Annotated in this window: 12 protein-coding genes; 10 read left to right on the forward strand and 2 right to left on the reverse strand. The window is 71.3% G+C overall.

Annotated elements, in window-relative coordinates; all coding sequences use genetic code 11:
- A partial coding sequence (locus AU195_RS22640) for a DUF222 domain-containing protein (protein WP_157531224.1) occupies window positions 1-605 on the reverse strand: 605 nt, incomplete at its 3' end.
- 245 nt (window positions 606-850) lie between these two features.
- On the opposite strand from AU195_RS22640, the gene AU195_RS22645 reads away from it, so the two are divergent.
- A complete protein-coding gene (locus AU195_RS22645) occupies window positions 851-2,158 on the forward strand; it encodes a DUF2786 domain-containing protein (protein WP_059161266.1) in 1,308 nt (435 codons plus the stop codon).
- A gap of 168 nt (window positions 2,159-2,326) precedes the next feature.
- On the forward strand, window positions 2,327-2,695 hold the full coding sequence (locus tag AU195_RS22650; RefSeq protein ID WP_059161267.1) for a hypothetical protein: 369 nt from the start codon (window positions 2,327-2,329) through the stop codon (window positions 2,693-2,695).
- A 289-nt stretch (window positions 2,696-2,984) separates the two neighbouring features.
- On the opposite strand, the gene AU195_RS22655 is transcribed toward AU195_RS22650, so the two are convergent.
- Window positions 2,985-4,634: a (2,3-dihydroxybenzoyl)adenylate synthase gene (locus AU195_RS22655; RefSeq protein ID WP_059161268.1), complete on the reverse strand. Its 1,650-nt coding sequence runs from the start codon at window positions 4,632-4,634 to the stop codon at window positions 2,985-2,987.
- A gap of 98 nt (window positions 4,635-4,732) precedes the next feature.
- Between AU195_RS22655 and AU195_RS22660 the strand changes: the two genes are divergently transcribed.
- From AU195_RS22660 to AU195_RS22695, 8 genes are read left to right on the forward strand one after another with little or no spacing between them, the layout of a single operon-like run.
- On the forward strand, window positions 4,733-8,230 hold the full coding sequence (locus AU195_RS22660) for a non-ribosomal peptide synthetase (RefSeq protein WP_059161269.1): 3,498 nt from the start codon (window positions 4,733-4,735) through the stop codon (window positions 8,228-8,230).
- Window positions 8,227-8,964, forward strand: coding sequence for a thioesterase II family protein (locus AU195_RS22665; RefSeq protein ID WP_059161270.1), 738 nt, complete (start codon window positions 8,227-8,229; stop codon window positions 8,962-8,964). The genes AU195_RS22660 and AU195_RS22665 overlap by 4 nt, the downstream gene beginning before the upstream one ends.
- Window positions 8,961-10,292 carry a beta-ketoacyl [acyl carrier protein] synthase domain-containing protein gene (locus AU195_RS22670; RefSeq protein WP_059161271.1) on the forward strand — a complete coding sequence of 444 codons (1,332 nt, stop codon included), beginning with the start codon at window positions 8,961-8,963 and terminating at the stop codon, window positions 10,290-10,292. The genes AU195_RS22665 and AU195_RS22670 overlap by 4 nt, the downstream gene beginning before the upstream one ends.
- Window positions 10,289-13,222 carry a mycobactin polyketide synthase MbtD gene (mbtD, locus tag AU195_RS22675; protein ID WP_059161272.1) on the forward strand — a complete coding sequence of 978 codons (2,934 nt, stop codon included), beginning with the start codon at window positions 10,289-10,291 and terminating at the stop codon, window positions 13,220-13,222. Before AU195_RS22670 ends, mbtD begins: the two co-directional genes overlap by 4 nt.
- Entirely contained in the window at window positions 13,219-18,474 is a 5,256-nt protein-coding gene (locus AU195_RS22680; protein ID WP_059161273.1) for a non-ribosomal peptide synthetase, read from the forward strand. The genes mbtD and AU195_RS22680 overlap by 4 nt, the downstream gene beginning before the upstream one ends.
- Before the next feature lie 44 nt (window positions 18,475-18,518).
- The gene (locus AU195_RS22685) at window positions 18,519-22,844 is read left to right on the forward strand and encodes a non-ribosomal peptide synthetase (protein ID WP_172800693.1); all 4,326 of its coding nucleotides are present in this window, start codon (window positions 18,519-18,521) and stop codon (window positions 22,842-22,844) included.
- Window positions 22,841-24,133 (forward strand): NADPH-dependent L-lysine N(6)-monooxygenase MbtG, encoded by a 1,293-nt coding sequence (gene mbtG, locus AU195_RS22690; RefSeq protein WP_059161274.1) that lies wholly within the window; start codon window positions 22,841-22,843, stop codon window positions 24,131-24,133. The genes AU195_RS22685 and mbtG overlap by 4 nt, the downstream gene beginning before the upstream one ends.
- Window positions 24,111-24,326: an MbtH family protein gene (locus tag AU195_RS22695; protein ID WP_059161275.1), complete on the forward strand. Its 216-nt coding sequence runs from the start codon at window positions 24,111-24,113 to the stop codon at window positions 24,324-24,326. Before mbtG ends, AU195_RS22695 begins: the two co-directional genes overlap by 23 nt.
- The last annotated feature ends 149 nt before the right edge of the window (window positions 24,327-24,475 follow it).

The raw sequence follows: 24,475 nt of genomic DNA on the forward strand, positions 1-24,475 counted from the left end.
GACACGCCACGCTTGCGGGCGCGTTCGGTGTCATCGGGCTCGGGACCGTCCTGGTCGAGCAGGAACAGCGTGAGGTCCGCGGTGTCCTTGAGTTCTTTGGGGCCCACCCCTACCGCGGTGCGGACCAGGGTGACCTCGAACTGCTCACGGGTGGCCGTATCCACCCATGCGGGCAGTTTGTCGACCGCTTTGCGGATGACGTCCACGTGTTCGCCGGTGATGCATCCGAGCGCTTGGGCGGCCGCGGTCGCCGGCAGCACCGGCGGCAGCGACGGGCCGGTCAACGCCTGGCGCGGCGCCAACAAGGCGGCCTCGGTGAGGCGGCGGTGAGCCTCGCTCCCCGAGATCCGCCACCGCACCGTGAGGACCTCTTTCCACGATGTGGCGCCCAGCTGCTGCGGTGTCGCCTCGGCCTGCAGCCGGGCCAACAACCGGTGGCTCACCGCAGGAAGCTGGCACCCCAGGGTCTCGAGATCGTCGAGCGCCGCAACGAGTTCGGGCCGATCAAGCAGCGCGACATCACAGGAAGCCACCGAGTCGAAGGCGGCACGCAGCGCGCTCACCGCGGCCTGTAGGGCGTTGCCGGACATACTTCGAACATACATTCGACCACCGACAAGTCTTGCTGATGCTGGTCGGGCGGCAGTGATGTCACGATTCCGGCTGCCGGATCAGTTTCGTGCATGTACCGAGACATGATCCGAAATGGCAGATCGACGTCCGAGCCGGCCACACCGGCATGGCGGCAGCACTGGGCCTTGCTGGCCGACTGCAGGGGCGGAGCGGGGCCGGGAATGCGCCGACGTTGCCTCACCCCTCGGTGTCAGACCCGTACGCCAGACTTCGGCGCATGGGCAAGAGCAACCGCGAGAGGCGGATGGCCAAACAGAGGCGCCGGCGCCGGTCGGCCGCTGAGCATGAGCATCGCCGGTCGAACACCGGGCCAAATCCGTCCGATCCGGAGCTGGGCCGGGCACAGATTCTCGAGAACCTGATCATCGCCTTGAGCGCGGCCGCGTTCGGTCCCGCTCCGTGGCGTGCTGCTGAGCTCCTCGAGCAGCATCGCGGCTTCGAGCGTGAACTCGGCGTCGCTGCCGACCTCGTCGTGCAGGAAGCGATCCGTGCGGCGTGGCAGCACGGGTGGTCGCCGACGGACCTGCACGAGGTGGCGCGCCGCAGGGTCAACGCAGCCGCCGTGCGGTACCTCGATGAGGCGATCGTGTTGGAGTCGCAGCGGTACTCTCCACCGACACTTCACCCGCGCTGGCGTGCTGAACTCGCCGAGCTCGCGACGGGAGCCGCGCCGACCGCACCGCAGATGTGGCGTTGGGCCGCTGAGCATTCCGTCGACGAGCGTGCGGTGGTGAGGGTGGTCCTCGAGGTGTCACACCTGCTGGCCACGATCCCGACTCTCCAGCGGACGCTCCCATTGCCCGGAGAGCACCGCCACGTATCCGGCGCGGCGACGGAGGTCGACGAGAAGATGCTCGCTCGCGTACGCGCCCTGCTGGCCAAGGCCGAGGCCACCGAGTATCCGGACGAAGCGGAGGCGCTCTCATCCAAGGCACAGGCGCTCATGGTGCGCCACTCCTTGAAGGAGGCGGTCGCCGATCACGGCAAGGGGCGCACGCCAGTCGCCGCGGTGCGCAGGATCTGGATAGACAATCCCTATGTGGCGGCCAAGGTCGCCCTGGTAGAAGCTGTCGCACAGGCCAATCGATGCCGCGTCGTCTGGATCAAGAACCTGGGGTGCGTCGTCACCGTCGGTTCGGAGACTGACCTGGAGCTGGTCGATCTGCTCACCACTTCGCTGCTGGTGCAGGCCAACCGGGCGATGCTCGTTGCCGGACGCCTCCACGGCGTCCGGGGGCAGACGCGCACCAAGTCGTTCAGGCTGGCCTTCCTCGTCGCCTACGCAGCTCGCATCGGTGAGCGGCTCGCCGCCGCCAGTTCGTCGGCCACCACCGAAATGCAGCGCGACGAACGGCTGCTGCCCGTGCTGGCGGCCCGCAACCGCGTGGCCGACGAGGCTTTTGCCCGCCTCTTTCCGACGGCTGTCGGAACCTCGCTGGTGGCCTACGACTCCGTGGGCACGGACGCCGGTCGCGCGGCGGCGGACACGGCCGTGCTGGACGTCCGCGACGCGATCGCGAGTTAGGTGCCAGCGAAACAATGGTTGAGGTGATGACGTCCCACGACCGAATGCCATCCTCGGGGAATGGCGCGCACATGGTTGTCAGTGACGGTGGAGCTTCTGGGCGGGCGTGGGTAAGACCTGTGGCCATGGCCCGGCCGCGTCTTCGCGGTCGGGCCGTCGCACACGTTCATGGAGTTGGCGGATGCCGTCAACGACGGTTTCGCGCGGTGGGACTGGTCTCACCAGTCGATGTTCACCCTGGCTGACGGCCGAGTGATCACCGACGCCCACACGGGTGTTGAGATGGCCGGGTGGAGCCACGGGCCGATCACGCAGCCGTTGGACACCGAGTCGGCCAAGGTCGCTCGAGTCGTCGGGCCGGGAGCGGAGTTCCGGTTCGTCTTCGACCTGGGCGATGACTGGACCCACCGCTGTGTGGTGGGCGAGGACAAGATCGACCCCCGCGAGATGTTGGGAACCGCACCGAAGAAGCCCTTGCCCTACCGGGGCTGGGGCAGCATTCCGGACCAGTACGGGGCGCCGGTGGGCCGACGATGACGGGGACAGCCGGATTCCGAAGAGACCGGCTCAGCGACATCCGATGCTGATGCCCGGGTGGCCTGGACAGAAGTAAGTTCGCTCCGTCGACCTGCGCGAGCTGCGGTCAGCCATCGCGGCGGGAGATGCCGATCGCGTCCTCGCCGCGCTGGACGGGCGTCAGGTCGACGACGTGCTGCAGCAGGTGGGGTCGGCTCTACCGATTGCGCTGGAACGTCGACGTGAACATGCCGAGCCGGTGAGAACCGCACCTTCCCGGGTGGCACGGTCCTGCTCCGCTGCGAGGCACTCACCCGCTCAGCTGCGCGACGATCTTCTTCTTGTCGACCTTGCCGACCGCGGTGAGCGGCAGCGACGGCATCGGCGCCAGCACGTCGGGTCGGGCGTGGGTCGAGGCGCCACGTTCGTCGAGGAACGTGTTGAGTTCGGCGAGAGTCAGCGGCTTACCGCGGAAAATCACTGCCGCACAGATCTTCTCGCCCAGATAATCGTCGGGCACGGCGACTGCGGCGGCCGAGTAGATCGCGGGATGGGTCAGCAGATGGTCCTCGAGGTCGGTCGCCGAGACCGTCTCACCGCCGCGGTGGATGACGTCCTTGATGCGGCCGGTCACCTCGACGTTGCCGGCCAGCGGGCCGTCGGCGAAGATCCGCACCCGATCCCCGGTGCGGTAGAAGCCGTCGGGGCTGAAGGACCGGGCGTTCGCCTCGTCGGCGCGGTAGTACCCGTTGAGTGTGTACGGCCCGCGCACCAACAGCTCACCTTCCTCACCCGGGGCGACCTCGGCGCCGGATTCGTCGACCACCCGCATCTCGTCGTGCGGGGAGACGGGCCTGCCCTGGGTGTGCACCACGACGTCGACCGGATCGCCGGGCCGCGTGAAATTCAGCATGCCCTCGGCCATTCCGAAGATCTGGGACAGCCCGGGGGTGAGGCGTTCGAGGATGAACCGCGCCTCCTCCGGGCTCATCCGCGAACCGCCCACCTGCACCAGGCGCAGCGACGTCGGCAGCACCGGTTCCCACTCGCACGCCTGCGCCCACAGCTTGCCCAGCGCGTTGACCAATCCGGTGACGGTGACCCGGTGCCTGTCGATGAGCGCGAACGCCTCCTCGGGGCTGGGGTCGGCGGTGAACACCGTCGTGGCGCCGACGGTCATCGCCCCGAGCATGCCGGGACAGGCCAACGGGAAGTTGTGGCCGGCGGGCAGCGCCACCAGATAGACGTCGTCGGCGGTGAAGTGACATGCCTGGGCGCTCGACACCGCGGTGTAGACGTAGTCGTCGTGGGTGCGGGGAATCAGCTTGGGCAGTCCGGTGGTCCCGCCCGAGACCAGCAGCAGGGCCGGCAGCGAGGTGTCGACGGGGCCGATCTCCGTTGTCACGCCGCCGCCCTCGATCAGCTCGGTCCACGATACGAACGGCCCGGGATCGCCGTCGACGAGCACGTGTCGCAGGGCCGGGCGGTCGGCCACCAGCTGGGCGGCCATCTCCCGGTGGTCGAATCCGCCGACCTCATCGGGGAGGATCAGTGCCACCGCGCCGCTGACGTCGGCGAAGTGCCCCAGCTCGGCGGTGCGATGGCCCGGTAGGCACATCACCGGAACCGCGCCCGCCCGCAACAGGCCGAAGAACGCGACCGCGAATCGGACGGAGTTGGGCAGCTGCAGCAGCACCCGGTCACCCGGACGGATGCCGAGTCCGGCCAGCGCCGCCGCGTCGGTGTCGGCGCGCGCGGTCAGCTCGGAGAACGTGAGGGATTCATCGGCGTCGACGACCGCGGGGTGGTCGGGCCGTCGCTGCGCCGCGTCGAGGAGCAGCGATTCGAGCGGCCGCCCCGCCCAGTACCCCGCCCGCCGATACTTCTCGGCGCGGTCTTCGGGGAAGGGGACGAAGCCCTCGACCAGGTCGCTCTGCACATGCTGGAATCCGGTGCTCATCGCGCGGAAAGGCCCCTCTGGGTAGGAGTGTTCGACTCCCTGAATATAGGATAGCCTTCCTGAAGTTAGGGCAGCCTACGTTGACTTGGAGGAACGCGGTGGAGGCCGTTGTGACCAGTTCGCAGACTGTACGGGCCGAGGTTGCCGAACTTCTGGGTGTCGACCAGTCCGAACTCGACCCGAACGCCGACCTCATCGCCTCCGGTCTGGACTCCATCCGCATGATGTCGCTGTCGGGGCGCTGGCGGAAGCAGGGCATCGACGTGCGGTTCGCGGCGATGGCGGCGAACCCCACCGTGGCCGCCTGGACGCGACTCGTCGGCGAGCGCACCGTCGAAAACCCCGGCGCCGCACCGGAATCGCCGGAGATCGCGGTGAGCGCGGACCCCGACGCGCCGTTCCCGCTCGCCCCGATCCAGCACGCACTGTGGGTGGGCCGCAACGAACTCACCGAACTCGGCGGCGTGGCCGCACACCTGTACGTCGAATTCGACGGAACAGATGTCGATCCCGAACGCCTCGGCGCCGCGGCCGCCCGGCTCGCCGCGCGGCACCCCATGCTGCGCGTCGACATCCTCGGCGACGGGATGCAGCGCATCAGTGACCGCGAACTGCCCGTCAAGGTCACCGACCTGAGCCACCTCGACACCGCCGCGGCCGACGAACAGCTCGAGGTCATCCGCCACGCCAAGTCCCACCAGATGCTCGAGGGCGAGGTGCTGGAGCTGGCGCTGACCCTGCTGCCCGGGGGACGTACCCGCCTGCACGTCGATCTCGACATGCAGGCCGCCGACGCCGTCAGCTACCGCAACTTCATGGCCGACCTCGCCGCGCTCTACCGCGGGGTGGAGCTGCCCGCATTGCGCTACAGCTACCGCGAATACCGCAGCGCGTTCACCGCGACGCCCACGCCCAACGCCGACGAGGACCGCCGATGGTGGACCGAGCGGATCCCCGAACTCCCCGAACCGCCAGCGCTGCCGCTGGTACCACGCGCCGAACAGCGTGACCCGCGCCGCGGCGCCAGGCGTTGGCACTTCCTCGACACCGGCACCCGTGACCGGCTGTTCGCCGCGGCCCGCGCGCGCGGCATCACACCGGCGATGGCGTTCGCCGCGTCGTATGCAGGAACGCTGGCCCGGTGGTCGACCAGCCGCCACTTCCTGCTCAACCTGCCGATGTTCGGCCGCGAGCCGTTTCACCCCGACGTCGACAAGCTGGTCGGCGATTTCACCTCGTCACTGATGCTCGACGTCGACTTCACCGAGGCGCACACCCCGGCGCAGCGGGCCCGGGTGATGCAGGAGGCCCTGCACACCTCCGCGGCGCACGCCACGTACTCGGGTCTGTCGGTGCTGCGCGACCTGAGCCGCCACCACGGCACTCCGACGTTGGCGCCGTTCGTGTTCACCAGTGCGCTCGGCCTCGGGGATCTGTTCGCCGGCGACGTGACCGACCAGTTCGGCACCCCGGTGTGGCACATCTCCCAGGGCCCGCAGGTGCTGCTTGACGCGCAGGTGACGCCGTTCGACGGCGGTCTGTTGGTCAACTGGGACGTCCGCGAGGATGCCTTCCGGCCCGGCGTCATCGACGCGATGTTCGCCTATCAGCTCGCCGAACTCGAGCGGCTCGCCACCGACGACGCGGCGTGGGACGCTGTCGATCCGCCAGCGGTGCCACCAGCCCAGCTCGCGGTCCGCCGCGCCCTCGAGACCATCGCCGAGCGCAGCGACGACGCGCTGCACGACGGGTTCTTCCGCAGCGCCGCACAAACTCCCGACGCCACCGCGGTGATCGGATCGACCGGCACCCTCACCTATGCCAAACTGCGTGAGCGGGTCCTGGCGGTTACCGGCGCCCTGCAGGTGGCAGGCGTCGCACCGGGGGACACCGTCGCGGTGATGGGCCCCAAATGCGCCGACCAGGTGACCGCGCTGCTTGCCGTCCACGCCGCGGGTGCGGTGTACGTGCCCATCGGCGCCGACCAGCCCGCCGACCGTGCGGAGAGCATCCTGCACACCGCAGGCGTGCGGATGGCGCTCGCGTGCGGTGACGAGCCGCCCCCGTTCCTGCCCGCGCTGACGATCGCCGAGGCGGTCCGCGTCGGGTCGCGAACCCACGGCGTCACCCCGGCCGTGATCGACCCCGATCAGGTCGCGTACGTCTTGTTCACCTCCGGCTCGACCGGCGCCCCCAAGGGTGTCGAGGTCACCCACGCCGCGGCCATGAACACCCTCGAATTCATCAACGGCCACTTCGGGATCGGGCCGTCGGACCGCAGCCTGGCGCTGTCCACGCTGGAGGGCGATCTGTCGGTGCTCGACGTCTTCGGGATGCTGCGGGCCGGCGGGTCGCTGGTCGTGGTGGACGAGGCGCAGCGCCGCGACCCCGACGGCTGGGCGCGGATGATCGAGGAGCACTCGGTGACCGTGCTGCACTGGATGCCCGGCTGGCTGGAGATGCTGCTGGAGGTCGGCGGCCCCCTGCCGTCGGTGCGCGTGGTCCCCACCGGCGGCGACTGGGTGCGCACCGAGATGGTCCGGCAATTGCGCGACGCCGCACCGAATGTGCGGTTCGCCGGCCTCGGTGGGGCGACGGAGACCGCGATCCACAACACCATCTGCGAGCCCGGAGAACTGCCGGACGAGTGGTCCGCCGTCCCGTTCGGCCGTCCGCTGCCGAACAACGCCTGTCGCGTCGTGGCCGCCGACGGTGCGGACTGCCCCGACTGGGTGCCCGGCGAACTCTGGGTCGGCGGGCGCGGGATCGCCCGCGGCTACCGCGGCCGGCCCGATCTGACCGCCGAACGCTTCGTCGTCCACGACGGCCGAACCTGGTACCGCACCGGTGATCTCGTCCGATACCTGCCCGACGGGCAGATCGACTTCGTCGGTCGCGCCGACCACCGCGTCAAGATCAGCGGCTACCGCATCGAACTCGGCGAGGTCGAGGCCGCGCTGCGCCGCATCGCCGGCGTCGACACCGCGGTGGCCGCCGTGCTGGCGGCCCCCGGTGACGGACGCGGCGAACAACTGACCGCCATCGTGCGGGCGTCGGACCCCGCGCTGACGGTCGACGACCTCACCGGACGCATGGCCGAACTCGTCCCGCCGCATATGGTTCCGAGTCACATCGCGCTCGTCGAGGCGATCCCGTTCACGGTCGGCGGCAAGATCGACCGCAGAGCCGTCACCGCGGAGCTGACCCGCAGCATCGTCGAACGCGCGAACGGTCAGGCGCCGACGTACCGCGCACCGGCGACGGCGCTCGAGCGGGCGCTGGCCGACATCGTGGCCACCGTGCTCGACCGCGACAGCGTCGGCGCCGACGACGACTTCTTCGAACTCGGCGGCGATTCGGTGCTGGCGACCCAGACCGTGGCGCGGATCCGTGAGTGGCTCGATTCGCCCGGGGTGATGGTCACCGACATCTTCGCCGCCCGCACCGTCGGCGCATTGGCCCGTCGGCTCGCCGACCACGAGTCCGGCAGCGACCGCCTCGACGGCGTGGCCGAGCTCTACCTCGAAGTCACCGACATGAACGCGGTCGACGTGGCGTCCGCCCTCGACTCGACGTCGGCGCAGGCGTCGCGATGACGGCGCAGCACGTGGAGTTCGCACCCTGGGTGAAACGCTTCCCGGGCACAGGTGGCGCGACGGCCGTCGTGTTCCCGCACGCCGGCGGCGCCGCCGCGGCCTACCGCGCACTCGCGACGTCGTTCTCCCGCAACGGGATCGACACCTACATCGTCCAGTACCCGCAGCGCGCCGACCGGTTGCGGCACCCCGCGGCCGAGAGCATCGGCGACCTCGCCGCCCAGCTGTTCGACGCGGGGCCGTGGGACCGTCTCGGCCCGCTCGACCTGTTCGGCCACTGCATGGGCGCGGTGGTCGCCTTCGAGTTCGCCCGGGTCGCCGAACGCCACGGCGTCACCGTGCGCACCCTGTGGGCGTCGGCGGGTCAGGCCCCGTCGACGGTGGCCGAGGCCGCGCCGTTGCCGAGCACCGACCGCGACGTTCTTGCCGACATGGTGGACCTCGGCGGCACGGACCCCCGGCTGCTCGAGGACGAGGACTTCGTCGAACTGCTCGTGATGGCGGTGCAGGCCGACTACCGCGCGTTGAGCGGCTACGCCTGCGGGCGCGACGAGCGGATCCGCGCCGACATCCACGCCCTGCGCGGTGACCGCGACCACCGGATCAGCCAGGAGTGGTCGCGGCGCTGGGCCTCTCACACCGCGGGCCGGTTCACGCTGTCGACGTTCCAGGGCGGTCACTTCTACCTCGACGAGCACCTCGACGAGGTGGCCGCACTGGTGGGCGGCGGATGACCGGCACGAGCCGCGTCGTCCCGGAGGCGGATCCCGTCGTCATCGTCGGGATGGCGGTGGAGGCGCCCGGTGGCATCGACACGCCGGAGGACTACTGGACGTTGCTGTCCGAACAGCGCGAAGCGCTGGGCCCGTTTCCCACCGACCGCGGCTGGTCGCTGCGCGAGTTGTTCGCCGGGTCCCGGCGCGAGGGCTTCAAACCGATCCACGACCTCGGCGGGTTTCTCTCCAGCGCAACGGCATTCGATCCTGAATTCTTCGGCATCTCGCCGCGCGAAGCCGTCGCGATGGACCCGCAGCAGCGGGTGGCCCTACGCCTGGCGTGGCGCGCGCTGGAGAACGGCGGCATCAACCCCGACGACCTCGCCGGCCACGACGTCGGCTGTTACCTCGGCGCCTCCGCACTGGAGTACGGGCCCGCGCTCTCCGAGTTCTCGCACCACAGCGGCCATCTGATCACCGGGACCTCGCTGGGGGTCATCTCCGGACGCATCGCCTACACGCTCGACCTGGCGGGCCCCGCCGTCACCGTCGACACCTCGTGCTCCTCGGCGCTGTCCGCCTTCCACCTCGCGGTGCAGGCCCTGCGGTCCGGCGACTGCGACATCGCGCTGACCGGCGGTGTGTGCGTGATGGGTTCCCCGGGGTACTTCGCCGAATTCTCCACACAGCACGCACTCTCCGACGACGGCCACTGCCGGCCCTACAGCGCACACGCCAGCGGCGCCGTCTGGGCGGAGGGGGCGGGACTGTTCGTGCTGCAACGCAAGTCGGGTGCGGTACGGGACGGCCGTGACGTCCTCGCCGAGGTCCGCGCCACCGGCATCAACTCCGACGGCCGCACCGTCGGGCTGACCGCGCCCAGCGAGAGCGCCCAGACCCGCCTGTTCGGCAAGGCGATGCGGCAGGCCGGCATCACGCCCGAAGACGTCGGCATGATCGAAGGCCACGGCACCGGAACACGGCTCGGCGACAAGACCGAACTGCACTCGCTGGCCGCCACCTACGGCGACGCCGCACCCGGCCGGGGACCGCTGCTCGGTTCGGTCAAGTCCAACATCGGGCACACCCAGTCGGCCGCGGGCGCCCTCGGGCTGGCGAAGGTTCTCGTCGCCGCCGAGCACGCCACCATCCCGCCCACCCTGCACGTCGACGAGCCCAGTCGCGAGATCGACTGGGACAGCAGCGCTCTGCGGCTGGCGGACAAGCTCACGCCGTGGCCGGCCCGCAACGGCGAACGCGTGGGCGCGGTGTCGGCGTTCGGCATGAGCGGTACCAACACCCACGTCGTGGTGGCCGTGCCGGACCGGCCGCGGGAAGCGAAGTGACGCGGCCGGACCGGTGGCCCGACGGGCGGATGCCGGTGCTGCTCAGCGCGCATGCCGACGATCTCGTCGCCGAGGGCGCCGGGACCGTGCTGAGCTATCTGGACCGCAACCGGGCGGCCTCGGTCGCCGATGTGGCCGACCATCTGATCGCCACTCGCCGCGTGCGGCGGTACCGGGCCGTGGTGCGGGCCGGTGACCGCGACGAACTGGAGGACGGTCTGCGGGCGGTCGCCGCCGGAGCCGACCACCCTCTGGTCACCCGCGGCGCCGCGGGTTCCGCCACCCGCATCGCATTCGTCTTCCCCGGACAAGGCACACAGTGGCCGTCGATGGGGGCGCGGGCCTACCGGGAGTTGCCGCAGTACCGGGCGGCGGCCGACGCCTGTGCGCAGGCGTTCACCGCGGCGGGCGCGGAATCGCCGATGCGGTACCTGACCACGTCGGAGGGCGACTTCTCGGAGACGGAGATCGAGGGCGCGCAGTTCACCCACGCCGTCGCGCTCGCCCACGTCTGGCGGTCCCACGGGGTGCTGCCCGACCTCGCCGTCGGACACAGTCTCGGCGAGATCGGGGCCGCCTACATCGCCGGCGCGATCACGCTGGCCGATGCGGTGGCGGTGGTCATCGCCCGCGCCGGCGTGGTCGATCGACTGCCCGGCGACCACGCCGTCGCCGTACTGGGCGTGGACCCCGACGCCGCGCAGCAGGTCATCGCGGCCACACCGGGCTGGCTCGAGCTGTCGGTGGTCAACGCCACGACCTCGGTCGCGGTATCCGGTGACCGACAAGCCGTCTCGGCGGCCGTCGCGCGAGTGCGTGAACAGGGCCGGTTCGCGCGCGAGATCACCGTCGGCTTCCCGGTGCACACCAGCATCCTCGAACCTCTGCGGGACGACTTCGTGAACCGGCTGCCGCAGAGGGTCTTCGCCGACACCCCGGTGCAGTTCATCGGTGGCGCCACCGGCGACGTGGTGCCCGCGGGCACGGCGTTCGGCGACTACTGGTACCGCAACCTGCGCGCCGTCGTGCGGTTCGACCGCGCCTTCGCGTCGGCATTGCGCTGCGGGGCAGGCATATTCGTCGAGCTGTCGGCACACCCACAGCTGCTGTTCGCGATGGGGGATCTGCTCGGCGACACCGCCGCCACCCTCGTCGGATCGGGCAGACGCGACATCGCGATCTGCGAGGCGCTGTCGGCCAATCTCGCGGCCGCGACCGCGTCGCATCCGGGCTACGGCTGGCGCGACGCGGTCGCTCGCACCGGGAATCGGCTGCGCGGCTTCCCGAACGCGCCGATGCGTGCCACACCGATGTGGGCGGCACCCGAACCGCGGCCCGCGTCCGCGGAGATCACCGTGGCACAGGAGGTCTGGCAGCCGGTGGGCGACAGCGCCCCGCCGGTGTCCGCGGCACCGGTCGCCGTGACCGTGCTGGACCTCGGCGCCGCCGGTGCGCTCGGAGAGCGGCTGCGCGAGGTCGTCGGCGAGCACCCCCGCGCGGCACTCACCACCGCGGACGACGCGGACGTGATGGTCGTCGTCGCACCGCAATCCGCGGACGGCCCCGACGCCGGCACCGCCGTCGCGGCGGTCACCGAACTGGTGCGTGCCGGCGCGCTGCGCTACCCCGCCTCGGCCGGGCCGCGGTGCCGGGACATCTGGCTGGTCACCGTGGCCGGCGAACAGGTGCGGGCCGGCGAGCCGCTGACGCTGTCGGCCGCCGCGACCGCCGCGATGCACCGCAGCCTCGGGCTCGATAGCCACGACCTCGGCTTCCACCACCTCGATCTGTCCGCCGACGTGCCGGTCGACGCGGCGCTGGTCGACACGCTGTTGTCGGGAGCGGGTGAGCTGGCGATCCGCGACGACGGTGCGGGTCCGGTCCTGTTCCGGCGTGCCGTGTCCGACGCCCCTCTCGCACCGGCCTGGTCGCTGGACTCGGGCGTGCTCGACAACGTGGTGATCACCGGCGGTGCGGGCGAGATCGGCCTGCACTACGCGCGCCACCTCGCCGACCGGGGCGCGCGACGCATCGTCCTGCTCAGCCGCCGCACCGTCGACCCGACAGTGCTCGCGCGGCTCGCCGAACCCCACGGCGCCGACGTGCTGTCGGTGCCGTGCGACCTCACCGACCGCGAGAACGTCCGCGCCGCAGCCGGATCGGCGGGCGACGGAGCGACGCTGGTGATCCACGCCGCCGGTGCGGCGACCTTCGGACCCGGCGAGCGTCTCGATGCGGCGGCCGCCGCGAATACGCTGAGCGCCAAGGTCGTCGGTCTCGCCCACATCGCTGAACTGTGGCCGCTGCGCCGGGATGCCCGCATCCTGCTGTGCTCGTCGGTGTCCGGGCTGTGGGGCGGCCGCGGCCACGCCGTGTATTCGGCGGCCAACCGGATGCTCGACGCGACCGCTCAGCGGCTGCGCGCCGACGGTCGCCGATGCACGGCCGTGCGATGGGGGCTGTGGCAGTCCGAGACCGGCTCGGGCATCGTCGACGCCGCCGAGACCGCCCGCATCGAACGGTCCGGGCTGCGGCCGATGGCCCCCCGACAGGCCATCGAGGCCAGCCTGCGCGATCACACCGTCGATCCGCTGGTGTTCGCCGCCGACCCGCACCGCATCCGGATGCTCTCCGGCGGTGACGAACCCGTCCGCGCACGGGTGGCATCGGAGACCGTCGCCGCGCCGGTGGACACCGCCGTCGCCGTGCGCGGTGAACTCGCGGCCGTCCTCAAGATCACCGACCCTGCCGGGATCGACCTCGACGCGTCGCTGTTCGACCTCGGTGTCGACTCCCTGCTCGCTCTCGACCTTCGTAAGAGATTCCGGCGCGTCATCGGCCGGACGGTCCCGCTCGCCACGCTGTTGGGCGGTGTCACCGGCGCGGAACTGGTCGCCGAACTCGACGAGAAAGTGGATACACCCCAGTGACTGACACCACCGCATCACGGTTGGCCGCACCGGACGACCAAGCCCGCCTGGAACTGCTGCGCCGCAGGCTCAGCGAGCGCGGGCTGTCGTCACGGAACGTCGCGACCGAGCCCTCGACCCGGGAACTGTCCGAGGGGCAGCAGCGGATGTGGTTCGTCCAGACCGCCGACCCGTCCGGCGCACTGCTCAACGTCTGCCTGTCCTACCGCATCAGCGGCGCCGTCGACCTCGCCGCGCTGCGCGCCGCCCTCAACGCCGTCGCGCACAGACACCCCGTGCTGCGCACCACCTACACCGCAGACGACACCGGCGAACCCCGTCCCACCGTGCACGCCGATCTGCGTCCCGGCTGGGTCGAACACGACCTGACCGGCCTGGCGAACCAGCAGGCGCAGCGGCTCCGACTCGAGGTCCTCGCCCAGCGGGAGTTCGCGGCGCCGTTCGACCTGTCCACCGACGCGCCGTTGCGGATCACCATGGTGCGCATCGGGATCGACGAGTACGTCATGCTGCTGGTGGCCCACCACATCGCCTGGGACGACGGGTCCTGGGAGGTGTTCTTCGGCGACCTCACGCGCGCCTACACCCGGGGCGACGCGGGGGAGGAGCTGGATCCGCACGTCCCCGCTGCTCCCCGGGACGCCGCGGACGACCTCGCCTATTGGCGTCGGGTGCTGGCCGATCCGCCCGAGCCGCTGGAACTTCCCGGGCCGACCGGTTCGGCGGTGCCGACCAGCCTCCGCTCCGCGCGGACCAGCGTCACGCTCGACGCCGAGAGGACCCGGCGGGTCGTCGACCTGGCGCGCGACACCGGATGCACGCCGTATGCGGTGTTGCTGGCCGTATTCGGAACGCTGATCCACCGCTACACCCACGCCGACGACTTCCTCGTCGCCACCCCGGTGCTCAATCGCGGCACCGGCACGGAGGGCCGCATCGGCTACTACGGCAACACCGTCGCGATGCGGCTGCAGCCGAAGGCGTCGATGTCGTTCCGCGACATGCTGACCCAGGCCCGCGACACCGCCCTCGGCGCGTTCGCCCACCAGGGCATCAACCTCGACCAGGTGGTCCGCGAGCTCAACCCCGACCGCCGCCACGGCACCGAACGGATGACCAGGGTCAGCTTCGGCTTCCGCGGACCCGACCGGTTCGGATTCGCGCCGCCCGGCGTGCGCTGCGAACGGGCCGATCTGCGCAGCCACCTCACCCAGCTGCCGCTGGGTGTCATGGTCGAGTTCGACGCCGAGCCCTCCGGTGGGGGTGCGCTGGTCGAGTTCGAGCACCTGGTCGAGATCATCGAACCCGCACTGGCCCAACAGCTTCTGGACCACTTGGTCGTGTTGCTCGACAGCGCACTCGACCGTCCCGACACGTCGCTGTCCCGCCTCGACCTGATGAGCCCCGCGGACACCGGATGGCTGCACGACGCCGCCTCCGGCGAACGCTTCGACACGGCGCCCCGCACGCTGCCCGACCTGATCGCCGCCCAGGTGGCGGCCACACCCGACGCGATCGCGGTGGTCTACGAGGGCCGCCGCCACACCTACCGGGAGATCAACGAGACCGCCAACCGGTTCGCGCACTGGCTGATCGGCCAGGGCATCGGCGCCGAGGACCGGGTCGCGGTGCTGCTCGACAAGTCGCCCGAGCTGGTGGTCGCGGCGCTGGGCGTGGCGAAGGCCGGTGCGGTGTACGTGCCGATCGATCCCACCTACCCCGAGGACCGGCTGGCGTTCATCCTCGGCGACTGCGACGCGCGAATCGTGCTGCGCGAACCGGTCACCGGGCTCGACGCCCTGCCCGTCCACGACCCGACCGACGCCGACCGGGTGCGGCCGTTGCGGCCCGACAACACCGCCTACCTGATCTACACCTCCGGCACCACCGGACTGCCCAAGGGCGTCCCCGTGCCGCACCGCCCCGTCGCGGAGTACTTCGTCTGGTTCAAGGACGAGTACCAGGTCGACGCCAAAGACCGGCTCCTGCAGGTCGCCTCGCCGAGCTTCGACGTGTCGATCGCCGAGATCTTCGGCATGCTCGCCTGCGGCGCCAGGATCGTCATCCACCGGCCCGGCGGGCTCAACGACATCGGGTACCTCACCGAGCTGTTGCGCGACGAAGGCATCACCGCAATGCATTTCGTGCCGTCGCTGCTCGGTCTGTTCCTGTCGCTGCCGGGGGTGAGTCAGTGGCGGACCCTGCAGCGTGTGCCGATCGGGGGTGAACCCCTGCCCGGTGAGGTGGCCGACAAGTTCCACGCCACCTTCGATGCGCTGCTGCACAACTTCTACGGTCCGACCGAGACCGTGATCAACGCCAGCCGCTACAAGGTGGAAGGCAAGCAGGGCACCCGCATCGTGCCGATCGGCCGCCCGAAGATCAACACGCAGATGCACCTGCTCGACGATGCACTGCAACCGGTGCCCGTCGGGGTGATCGGCGAGATCTACATCGGTGGAACACATGTGGCGCACGGCTACCACCGCAGGCCCGGGCTCACCGCCGAGCGCTTCGTGGCCGATCCGTTCACCCCCGGTGGCCGGCTGTACCGGTCGGGTGACCTCGCCCGCCGCAACGCCGACGGGGACATCGAATTCGTCGGGCGCGCCGACGAGCAGGTGAAGATCCGCGGCTTCCGCATCGAACTCGGTGACGTGGCGGCCGCGATCTCCGTCGACCCGAGCGTCGGACAGGCAGTGGTGGTGGTCAGCGAACTGCCGAATGTGGGCAAGAGCCTGGTCGGGTATCTGACGCCGGTGAGCGGCGAGGACCGCGACTCGGTGGCCGTCGACCGCATCCGCGCGCGGGTGGCCGCGGCGCTGCCCGAGTACATGGTGCCCGCGGCGTACGTGGTGATCGACGAGATCCCGATCACGGCGCACGGCAAGATCGACCGGGCCGCGCTGCCCCAACCGGAGCTCACCTCGACCGTCGAGTTCCGCGAACCCGCGACCGACACCGAACGCGAGATCGCCCGGCTGTTCGGTGAACTGCTCGGCCGCGATGGGGACATCGGCGCCGACGACTCGTTCTTCGACCTCGGCGGGCACTCGCTGCTGGCGACGAAACTCGTTGCTGCCGTGCGTACCTCGTGCGGCATCGACATCGGCGTCCAGGAGGTCTTCGAACTGGCGACCGTGGCGCAGCTCGCCGGCCACATCGACGCCGTGCGGGCGGGGGGAGGTGGCCCCGTGCGTCCGCGGCTGATGCCGCTGCACCTCGACGGCCCGGCACCGCTCTCATCGGCCCAGCTGCGGTCCTGGTTCGCCTACCGCGTCGACGGGCCCAGCGTCGTCAACAACATCCCCTTCGCCGCGCGGTTGCGCGGACCGTGCGATGTCGACGCGTTGGTCGCCGCCATCGGTGACGTGATCGACCGGCACGAGATCCTGCGCACCGTGTACCGGGAGATCGACGGTGTGCCACACCAGATCGTGCTGCCCGCCGAACCGGTGACGGTGCGACGCGCCCACGGCGACGGCGAGGAGTGGCTGCGCGCCGAACTCGACCGTGAACGCGGCCACGTCTTCGACCTCGAGCATGACCGCCCGATCCGGCCCGCCGTCCTGAGCGTTGCCGGGTCGGAAGTCGGCTCGCTGCGCTCGCCTTCGGAAGATCACGTGCTGTCGGTGGTGATGCACCACATCGCGGGCGACCACTGGTCGGCCACCGTGCTGTTCGCCGATCTGCTGACGGCCTACCGGGCGCGGGTCGCGGGCGAGGCTCCCGCCTGGGCGCCGCTTCCCGTGCAGTACGCCGACTTCGGGGCCTGGCAGAGCGCGCTGCTCGCCGACGACGCCGGCATCACCGGTCCGCAGCGCGACTACTGGGCCCGCCAGCTGGCGGGGCTGCCCGAGGAGTCGGGGCTGCGCCCCGACTTCACGAGGCCGCCGGTGCCCAGCGGACTGGCCGAGGCGGTCGAGTTCCACATCGACGGGGCCACCCGCGACAAGCTGTCGGCGCTGTGCCGCGAGCTCGGGGTCACCGAGTTCATGCTGCTGCAGGCGGCGGTGGCCGTGGTGCTGCACAAGGCAGGCAGCGGTCCCGACGTCCCGCTGGGCACCCCGGTGGCCGGCCGGTCCGAACCGGAGCTCGACCAGCTGGTGGGGTTCTTCATCAACATCCTGGTGCTGCGCAACGACCTTCGCGGCAACCCCACCCTGCGGGAGGTGTGCCGACGTGCCCGCGAGATGGCGCTGGACGCCTACGCCCACCAGGACCTGCCGTTCGACCAGGTCGTCGACGCGGTCAGCCCGGTGCGCACCCTGGCGCGCAACCCGCTGTTCAGCGTCGTGGTACACGTGCGCGAACAACTGCCCGAGAACCGCGTGATCGACCACGGCCCCGGCGGTGACACCACGGTCACGGTGCTCGAGCCGACGTTCGACGCCGCGCACGCGGACCTGTCGCTGAACTTCTTCGCCTCCGACGGGGGCGGCGGATACCGGGGCCACGTGATCTACCGACCCGAGCTCTACAGCCGTGAGACCGCACAGCGGTTCGTCGGCTGGCTCGGGCGGGTGGTGGCGGCGTTCGCCGAGCAGCCCGACCTGACGATCGACGACCTCGACATCGGTGCGCCCGGTGAACGGCAGCGCATCGTCGAACAGTGGGGCGGCGGCGACGTCTTCGTACTGGACCAGGCGTTGCGACCGGTGCCGGTCGGTGTGGTCGGGGACGTGTACACCGCGGGCGGTCCGCTGGCTGCCGCGCACTGGAACGGGGCCGCGCTGACCGCGACCCGGCTCGTCGCCCACCCGTACGGCGCGCGCCCGGGTACCCGGTTGCACCGCACCGGCGACCGGGCCCGGTGGAGTGCCCACGGTGTGCTCGAACTGGTCGGCTCGGACGACCGCGCCGACGGGCCCCCCGCCCGGGTGGTGGATCAGACCGGCGAGCCACCGGCCACCGACACCGAACGCGCGCTGGCGACCCTGCTCGGCGAGGTCCTCGATGTCGAGGTCACCGGACGGTACGACGACTTCTTCAGCCTCGGCGGGGACAGCATCCTCGCCGTGCAACTCGCCGCGCGGGCCCGCGACGCGGGACTCGGACTGACCGCCCGGATGGTGTTCGAACAGCCCACACTGCACGACCTCGCCGCCGCCGTCGACGAGAAGACCGTGACCGCCGGCGGCGCGGCCGGCCGGGACACCGCCCACGCACCGATGAGCGCGTCCGGCCTGTCCGCGGACGACCTGGCCGCGTTGACGGCGTCGTGGAGCGCCTCGCGCGAGGACGCGCCGTGACGCAGGCCGACGCGGCTCGCACCGCGAACGCCATCGAGGACGTGATGGCGTTGAGCCCGCTGCAGCAGGGCCTCTACTCGATGACCATGCTGGCCGGCACCGAGCACACCGACGGCGATCCCTATGTGATCGCGATGGCCGCCGACGTGACCGGAACGCTGGACACCACCCGGCTGCGCGAATGTGCGTCCGCGATGCTGACCCGGCACCCGAACCTGCGGGCCGGCTTCTTCCGGGGCGACCTGCCCCGCCCCGTCCAGGTCGTCCCGGCCCGCGTCGACCTGCCCTGGCAGCACGTGCAGGCCCGGGACGCCGACGAGGTGGCCGCACTGGAGGACCGCGAGCGGCGGCGGCCGTTCGACCTCGAACGCGGACCGGCGATCCGATTCCTGCTGATCGAATTGCCCGGCAGCACATGGCGACTGGTGATCGTCGCGCACCACATCGTGATCGACGGCTGGTCGCTTCCGCTGTTCGTCGGTGAACTGGTGGCGCTCTACCGCGCGGGTGGAGACCTGAGCGCGCTGGGCGGCCCGCCTCGGCCCTACCGCGACTACATCGGCTGGTTGGCCGGCCGCGACCAGGCGGCGAGCCGGGCGCTGTGGGCCGAGCACCTCGCCGGCATCGACGCGCCGACGCTTCTGACCCCGGCGCTGTCCGCCGTCGAACCGGCCGCGGGGCTCCCGCGGCGTACCGAGGTCGCGCTGGACGCCGCCGCCACCCACCGGCTGACGGAGGCGGCCCGCTCCCGCGGCGTCACCGTCAACACGCTGGTTCAGATGGCCTGGGCGGCAATGCTGTCCGTCTTCACCGACCGCCGCGACGTGACCTTCGGGATGACGGTGTCGGGACGCCCGGACGAACTCGCCGGTGTCGAGACCATGGTCGGCCTGTTCATCAACACCGTGCCGCTGCGGGTGCGGCTCGACCCGGTCGACACCGTTGGCGGTCAGTGCCTTTCGCTGCAGCGCACCGCCGCCGCGCTGCGCGAGCACAGCTATCTCGCCCACGCCGAGCTGCGCGCCCTTGCCGGGGTGGGGGAGCTGTTCGACTCCCTGCTGGTCTACGAGAACTTCCCGCCGGGCGGGTTGGCCGGCGGCGATCACCGCTTCGAGGCCGCAGGCGCCACCTTCATCCCCGCGGCGCTGGAGAGCCTGTCACACTTCCCGGTGACCATCGCCGCCCACATGGCCGGTGAGCGGTTGACGGTGCTGGTGGAGACCCTCGACGGCGCGTTGGGTCTGCTCACCCCGCGCGGTGTCGGGCAGTGCCTGCTCGACACCGTCGAACGGCTGATCGCCCTCTGGGACGCGCCACTTCGTGACGTGCACATCCGGCCCGGCGACCGTCCTGAGGTGTCCGCCGTCGTCGAGGCGCCGGACCGGACCGGTGTGCACACCGCGTTCACCGAGGCGGCGCTCCGCACGCCGGACGCCGTCGCGGTCAGCTGGGAGGGCGGCGCCCTCACCTACCGTGACGTCGACGCCGCCGCCGACCGGCTGGCCGCCGCCCTGACCGCGCGCGGAGTCGTCGCGGAAACGCCGGTCGCCGTGGCACTCTCGCGCGGTCCGGACTACGTGGTCGCGATGCTGGCCGTGCTCAAGGCGGGGGGCATGATCGTGCCGCTCGATCCGGGGATGGCGGGGCAGCGGATCGAGGAGATCCTGCGCCAGACGTCGGCACCCGTCGTCGTCGACGATGCGCTGCTGGCCGCAGTCGGCGAACCCGACCCATCGTGGACGCCGGCGGCCGTCACCGGTGGCCGGGCTGCCTACGCGGTGTTCACCTCCGGCACCACCGGCGTCCCCAAGGGCGTGATCGGCACCCATGACGCGCTGCTGGCCTACGGCGACGACCACGCCCGGCACGTGCTCCGGCCTTCGGCCGAACGGCTGGGCCGTCCGCTGCGGATCGCGCACGCCTGGTCGTTCACCTTCGACGCCGCCTGGCAGCCGCTGGTCGCGCTGTTCGAAGGCCACTCGGTGCACATCATCGGCGACGACGTCCAACGCGACGCCGAAGCGCTGGTCGACACCATCGACCGGCACGGCATCGACATGATCGACACCACACCGTCGATGTTCGCTCAGCTCAAGGCTTTCGGGCTGATGTCACGGGTGCCGCTGGCGGTGCTCGCGCTCGGCGGCGAAGCGGTGGGCGGCGGTACCTGGCGGTTCATCCGCGATAGGTGCGCGCGCACGGCGATGAGCGCCTACAACTGCTACGGGCCCACCGAGACGACCGTGGAGGCCGTCGTCGCGCCGATCGCCGAACACCCGCACCCGGTGATCGGGTCACCGACCCGCCACACGCGCGCCTACGTCCTCGATGCGTGGCTGCGTCCGGTCCCCGACGGCGTCGCGGGGGAGTTGTACCTGTCCGGCGCCCAGCTCACCCGCGGCTATCTCAACCGGGCCGGCGAGACCGCCGGCCGGTTCGTCGCGGACCCGTTCCAGGTCGGCAACCGGATGTATCGCACCGGCGACGTGGTGCGCCGGGACCGCGACGGCGCCCTGCAGTACCTCGGCCGCAGCGACGATCAGGCCAAGATCCGCGGCTTCCGGGTCGAACCCGGTGAGGTGTGCGCGGTGCTGCAGACCCACCCCGCGGTGCGCGCGGCCCACGTCGCCGTCCGCGCGCACGCCGCGGGCCCCCGGTTGATGGCCTACGCGGCCACCGCCGGCGCCGACGTCGCCGTCGCCGAGCTTCGGCGCATGCTCAGCGCCCGGCTGCCGCGCTACCTCGTCCCGCACCACATCGCGGTGCTCGACGAACTGCCGCTGACCGCACACGGCAAGATCGACGACGCCGCCCTCGCCGCGCACGACGCCGCCACCGGCCCGGCGGCCGCCCCCGAGACGCCCACCGAGACCGCCCTGGCCGAGGCGGTCGCCGAACTGCTCGGCGCCACCGCGGTGGACGTCGGCGCCGACCTGCTCACGCTCGGGATGGACAGCATCGTGGCGCTGTCGGTGGTCCAGGCAGCCCGCCGCCGCGGCGTCGGCGTGCGGGCCCGGTTGATGCTCGAATGCGGGTCGATCCGCGAACTCGCCGCGGCGATCGACGCCGAGTCGGACACGCAGAAGACGGAAGCACTGGAGACGGCCTCGTCGGATCCCATCCCGGTGCTGCCGAACGTGCACTGGCTCTACGAGCACGGCGACCCGCGCCGGCTCGCGCAGACCGAGGCGATCCCGTTGCCGGACGGCATCACGGCCGACGCGCTGCGCACGCTGCTCGAGGCCGTGGTCGACGGCCACGAGGTGCTCCGCACCCGGCTCGACCGCGCCACCATGACACTTGTGCCGCAGGCAGATCCGCTCGCAGAAGAATTAGTCTCCGAAGCCCCGGTGAGCGGTGACCTCGCCGCCGCGGTCGCCGAGCACACGGAATCCGCCGTTCGGACACTGGATCCCGAGCGCGGCCGGTGGTGGTCTGCGGTGTGGCTGCGCCCGGCGCACGGCCCCGGCGTGCTGGTGGTCACCGCGCACGTGCTGGCGATCGACCCGGCGTCGTGGCGGGTCGTCCTCGGTGAGCTCGACGCCGCCTGGCACGCGCTCGACACCGGGCGCGCGCCTGTGCCGACCCGCGAACACACCACCTACCGCCGATGGTCTTCGCTGCTGCACGAGCGGGCTCACCGCCTCGAGACCGCCGACTTCTGGGCCGCGCAACTCGACGGGCCCGATCCGGATCTCGGGGCGCGCCGGGTGCAGCCGGCGACGGACCGCGCAGGTGATCTCCAGGTCAGCGTCGTCGTCACCGACCCACACCTGACCGCGCGGCTGATCGCCTCGGCGGAGGCCGTGCCGGCACTGCTGGCCGCCGCGGCGGCCCGGACCGTGACGGCCTGGCGCAGACGCCTCGGGCAGCCCACTCCGACACCGCTGCTGGCGCTGGAGACCCACGGCCGAGCCGACGGGGTCGTGAGCGACGAGGCGGACACCGGCGACACCGTCGGACTGCTCAGCGCGATCTACCCCGTCCGGGTCGACCCGGACAGCGGTCCGGTCGAGATCCCCGGCGACGGCATCGATTTCGGCCTGCTGCGGTATCTGCGGGCCGACACCGCCGAACGGCTCGGCGCCTACCGGCAACCGCAACTGCTGCTGAACTACCTGGGCCGCGCCGACGTGCGGGGCGCCGGCGCGTTCAACGTCGACAAGGGACTTCTCAGCGCGGTGTCGGTGCTCCCCGAACCGGATCTGGCCGTCCGGCACGAGGTGACCGTGATGGCCGCGATCCTTCCCCACGGTGACGCGCCCGTGCTGGCCACCCAGTGGCGGACGCTGTCCGAGATCCTGTCCGCCGACGACGTCGCCGTCCTGCAGTCCCTGTGGCAGGACGCGCTGCAGGAGGTTGTCCCATGACCGCGACGCTGGCTGTGATCGGCGCCGGCCCCAAGGCCGTGGCCGTGGCCGCCAAGGCCGCCGAACTCCGCAACATGGGCGTCGACGCGCCGGAGGTGGTGGTCGTCGAACGCACCGGGGTGGGAGCGAACTGGACCGCCGCCGGTGGATGGACCGACGGGCAGCACCGGTTGGGCACCAGCCCCGAGAAGGACATCGGTTTCCCGTACCGTTCCGCGCTCGTACCACGGCGCAACGCCGAACTCGACGAGCGGATGACACGGCACAGCTGGCAGGCCTACCTCGTCGCCACCTCCCAGTTCGCCGAGTGGATCGACCGCGGCAGGCCGGCGCCGAACCATCACCGGTGGGCCGCCTATCTGCGCTGGGTCGCCGACGCCATCGGGATGACCGTGGTGCACGGCGACGTCGAGCGCATCTCGGTCGGTGGCCGCGGCTGGGAACTGCACACCCCGGAGTCGACGGTCGACGCCGACGCGATGATGATCACCGGACCGGGTCAGGCCGAACGGACGCTGCTGCCCGGCCATCCGCGGGTGATGTCGATCGCCGACTTCTGGCGGCGCGTCGCCGGGCACGAGCTGATCGTCGCCGAGCGCGTCGCGATGATCGGCGGCGGCGAGACCGCCGCATCGATGCTCAATGAACTGTTCCGGCACCGCATTTCGACGATCACGGTGATCTCGCCGCAGGTCACGCTGTTCACCCGGGGGGAGGGGTTCTTCGAGAACACGCTGTTCTCCGACCCCACCGGCTGGAGCAGCCTCACGCTCGCCGAGCGTCGCGACGCCATGTTCCGTACCGACCGGGGGGTGTTCTCCGCGCGCGTGCAGGAGGCGCTGCTGGCCGACGACCGCATCCGCCACCTGCGGGGTCGGGTCGCCCACGCGGTGCCGCGCGACGACCGGATCCGGCTGACGCTGCACACCGACCGCGCCGGCGAGCGCCTGGAGACCGTGCACGGTTTCGACCTCGTGATCGATGGTCAGGGTGCCGACGCGCTGTGGTTCCTGCCACTGCTCGGTCAGGACACCCGCGACCTGCTCGAGTTGGGTCTCGGCGGACCGCTGACCGGCGAGCTGCTCCAGGAGTCGATCGGTCACGACCTCGCCCTCGAGGGGGTCGCCCCGAAGCTGTTCCTGCCCGGTCTCGCCGGGCTCACCCAGGGACCCGGTTTCCCGAACCTCAGCTGCCTCGGCCTGCTGTCCGATCGCGTACTCGGCGCGGATCTGGGGGCCGGCACAGCCACGACACACAGGAGAAGCATTGAGCACCAACCCCTTCGATGACGACAACGGGCGCTTCTACGTCCTGGTGAACGACGAGGAGCAGCACAGCCTGTGGCCGACGTTCGCCGACGTGCCCGCGGGCTGGCGCGTCGTGTTCGGCGAGGCCACCCGCGCGGACTGCCTCGCCTACGTCGAGGAGAACTGGACGGACCTGCGACCGCGCAGCCTGCGCGAGGCGATGTCGCCGGAGTAGACCCGGCCCTCGGGGAAGGTTTGCCCGGCCGATCCACAGCAAACATGTGGCGCGGGTGATGCGGGCGGGGTGCCTATCGTGTCGCCGATGAGTGGGACCGGCGTACCACTCTGATCGTGAAGATCGAGACAGGTCGGCTGACGGACCGC

This window comes from Mycobacterium sp. IS-1496 (genome assembly GCF_001499995.1).
Lineage (GTDB): Bacteria > Actinomycetota > Actinomycetes > Mycobacteriales > Mycobacteriaceae > Mycobacterium.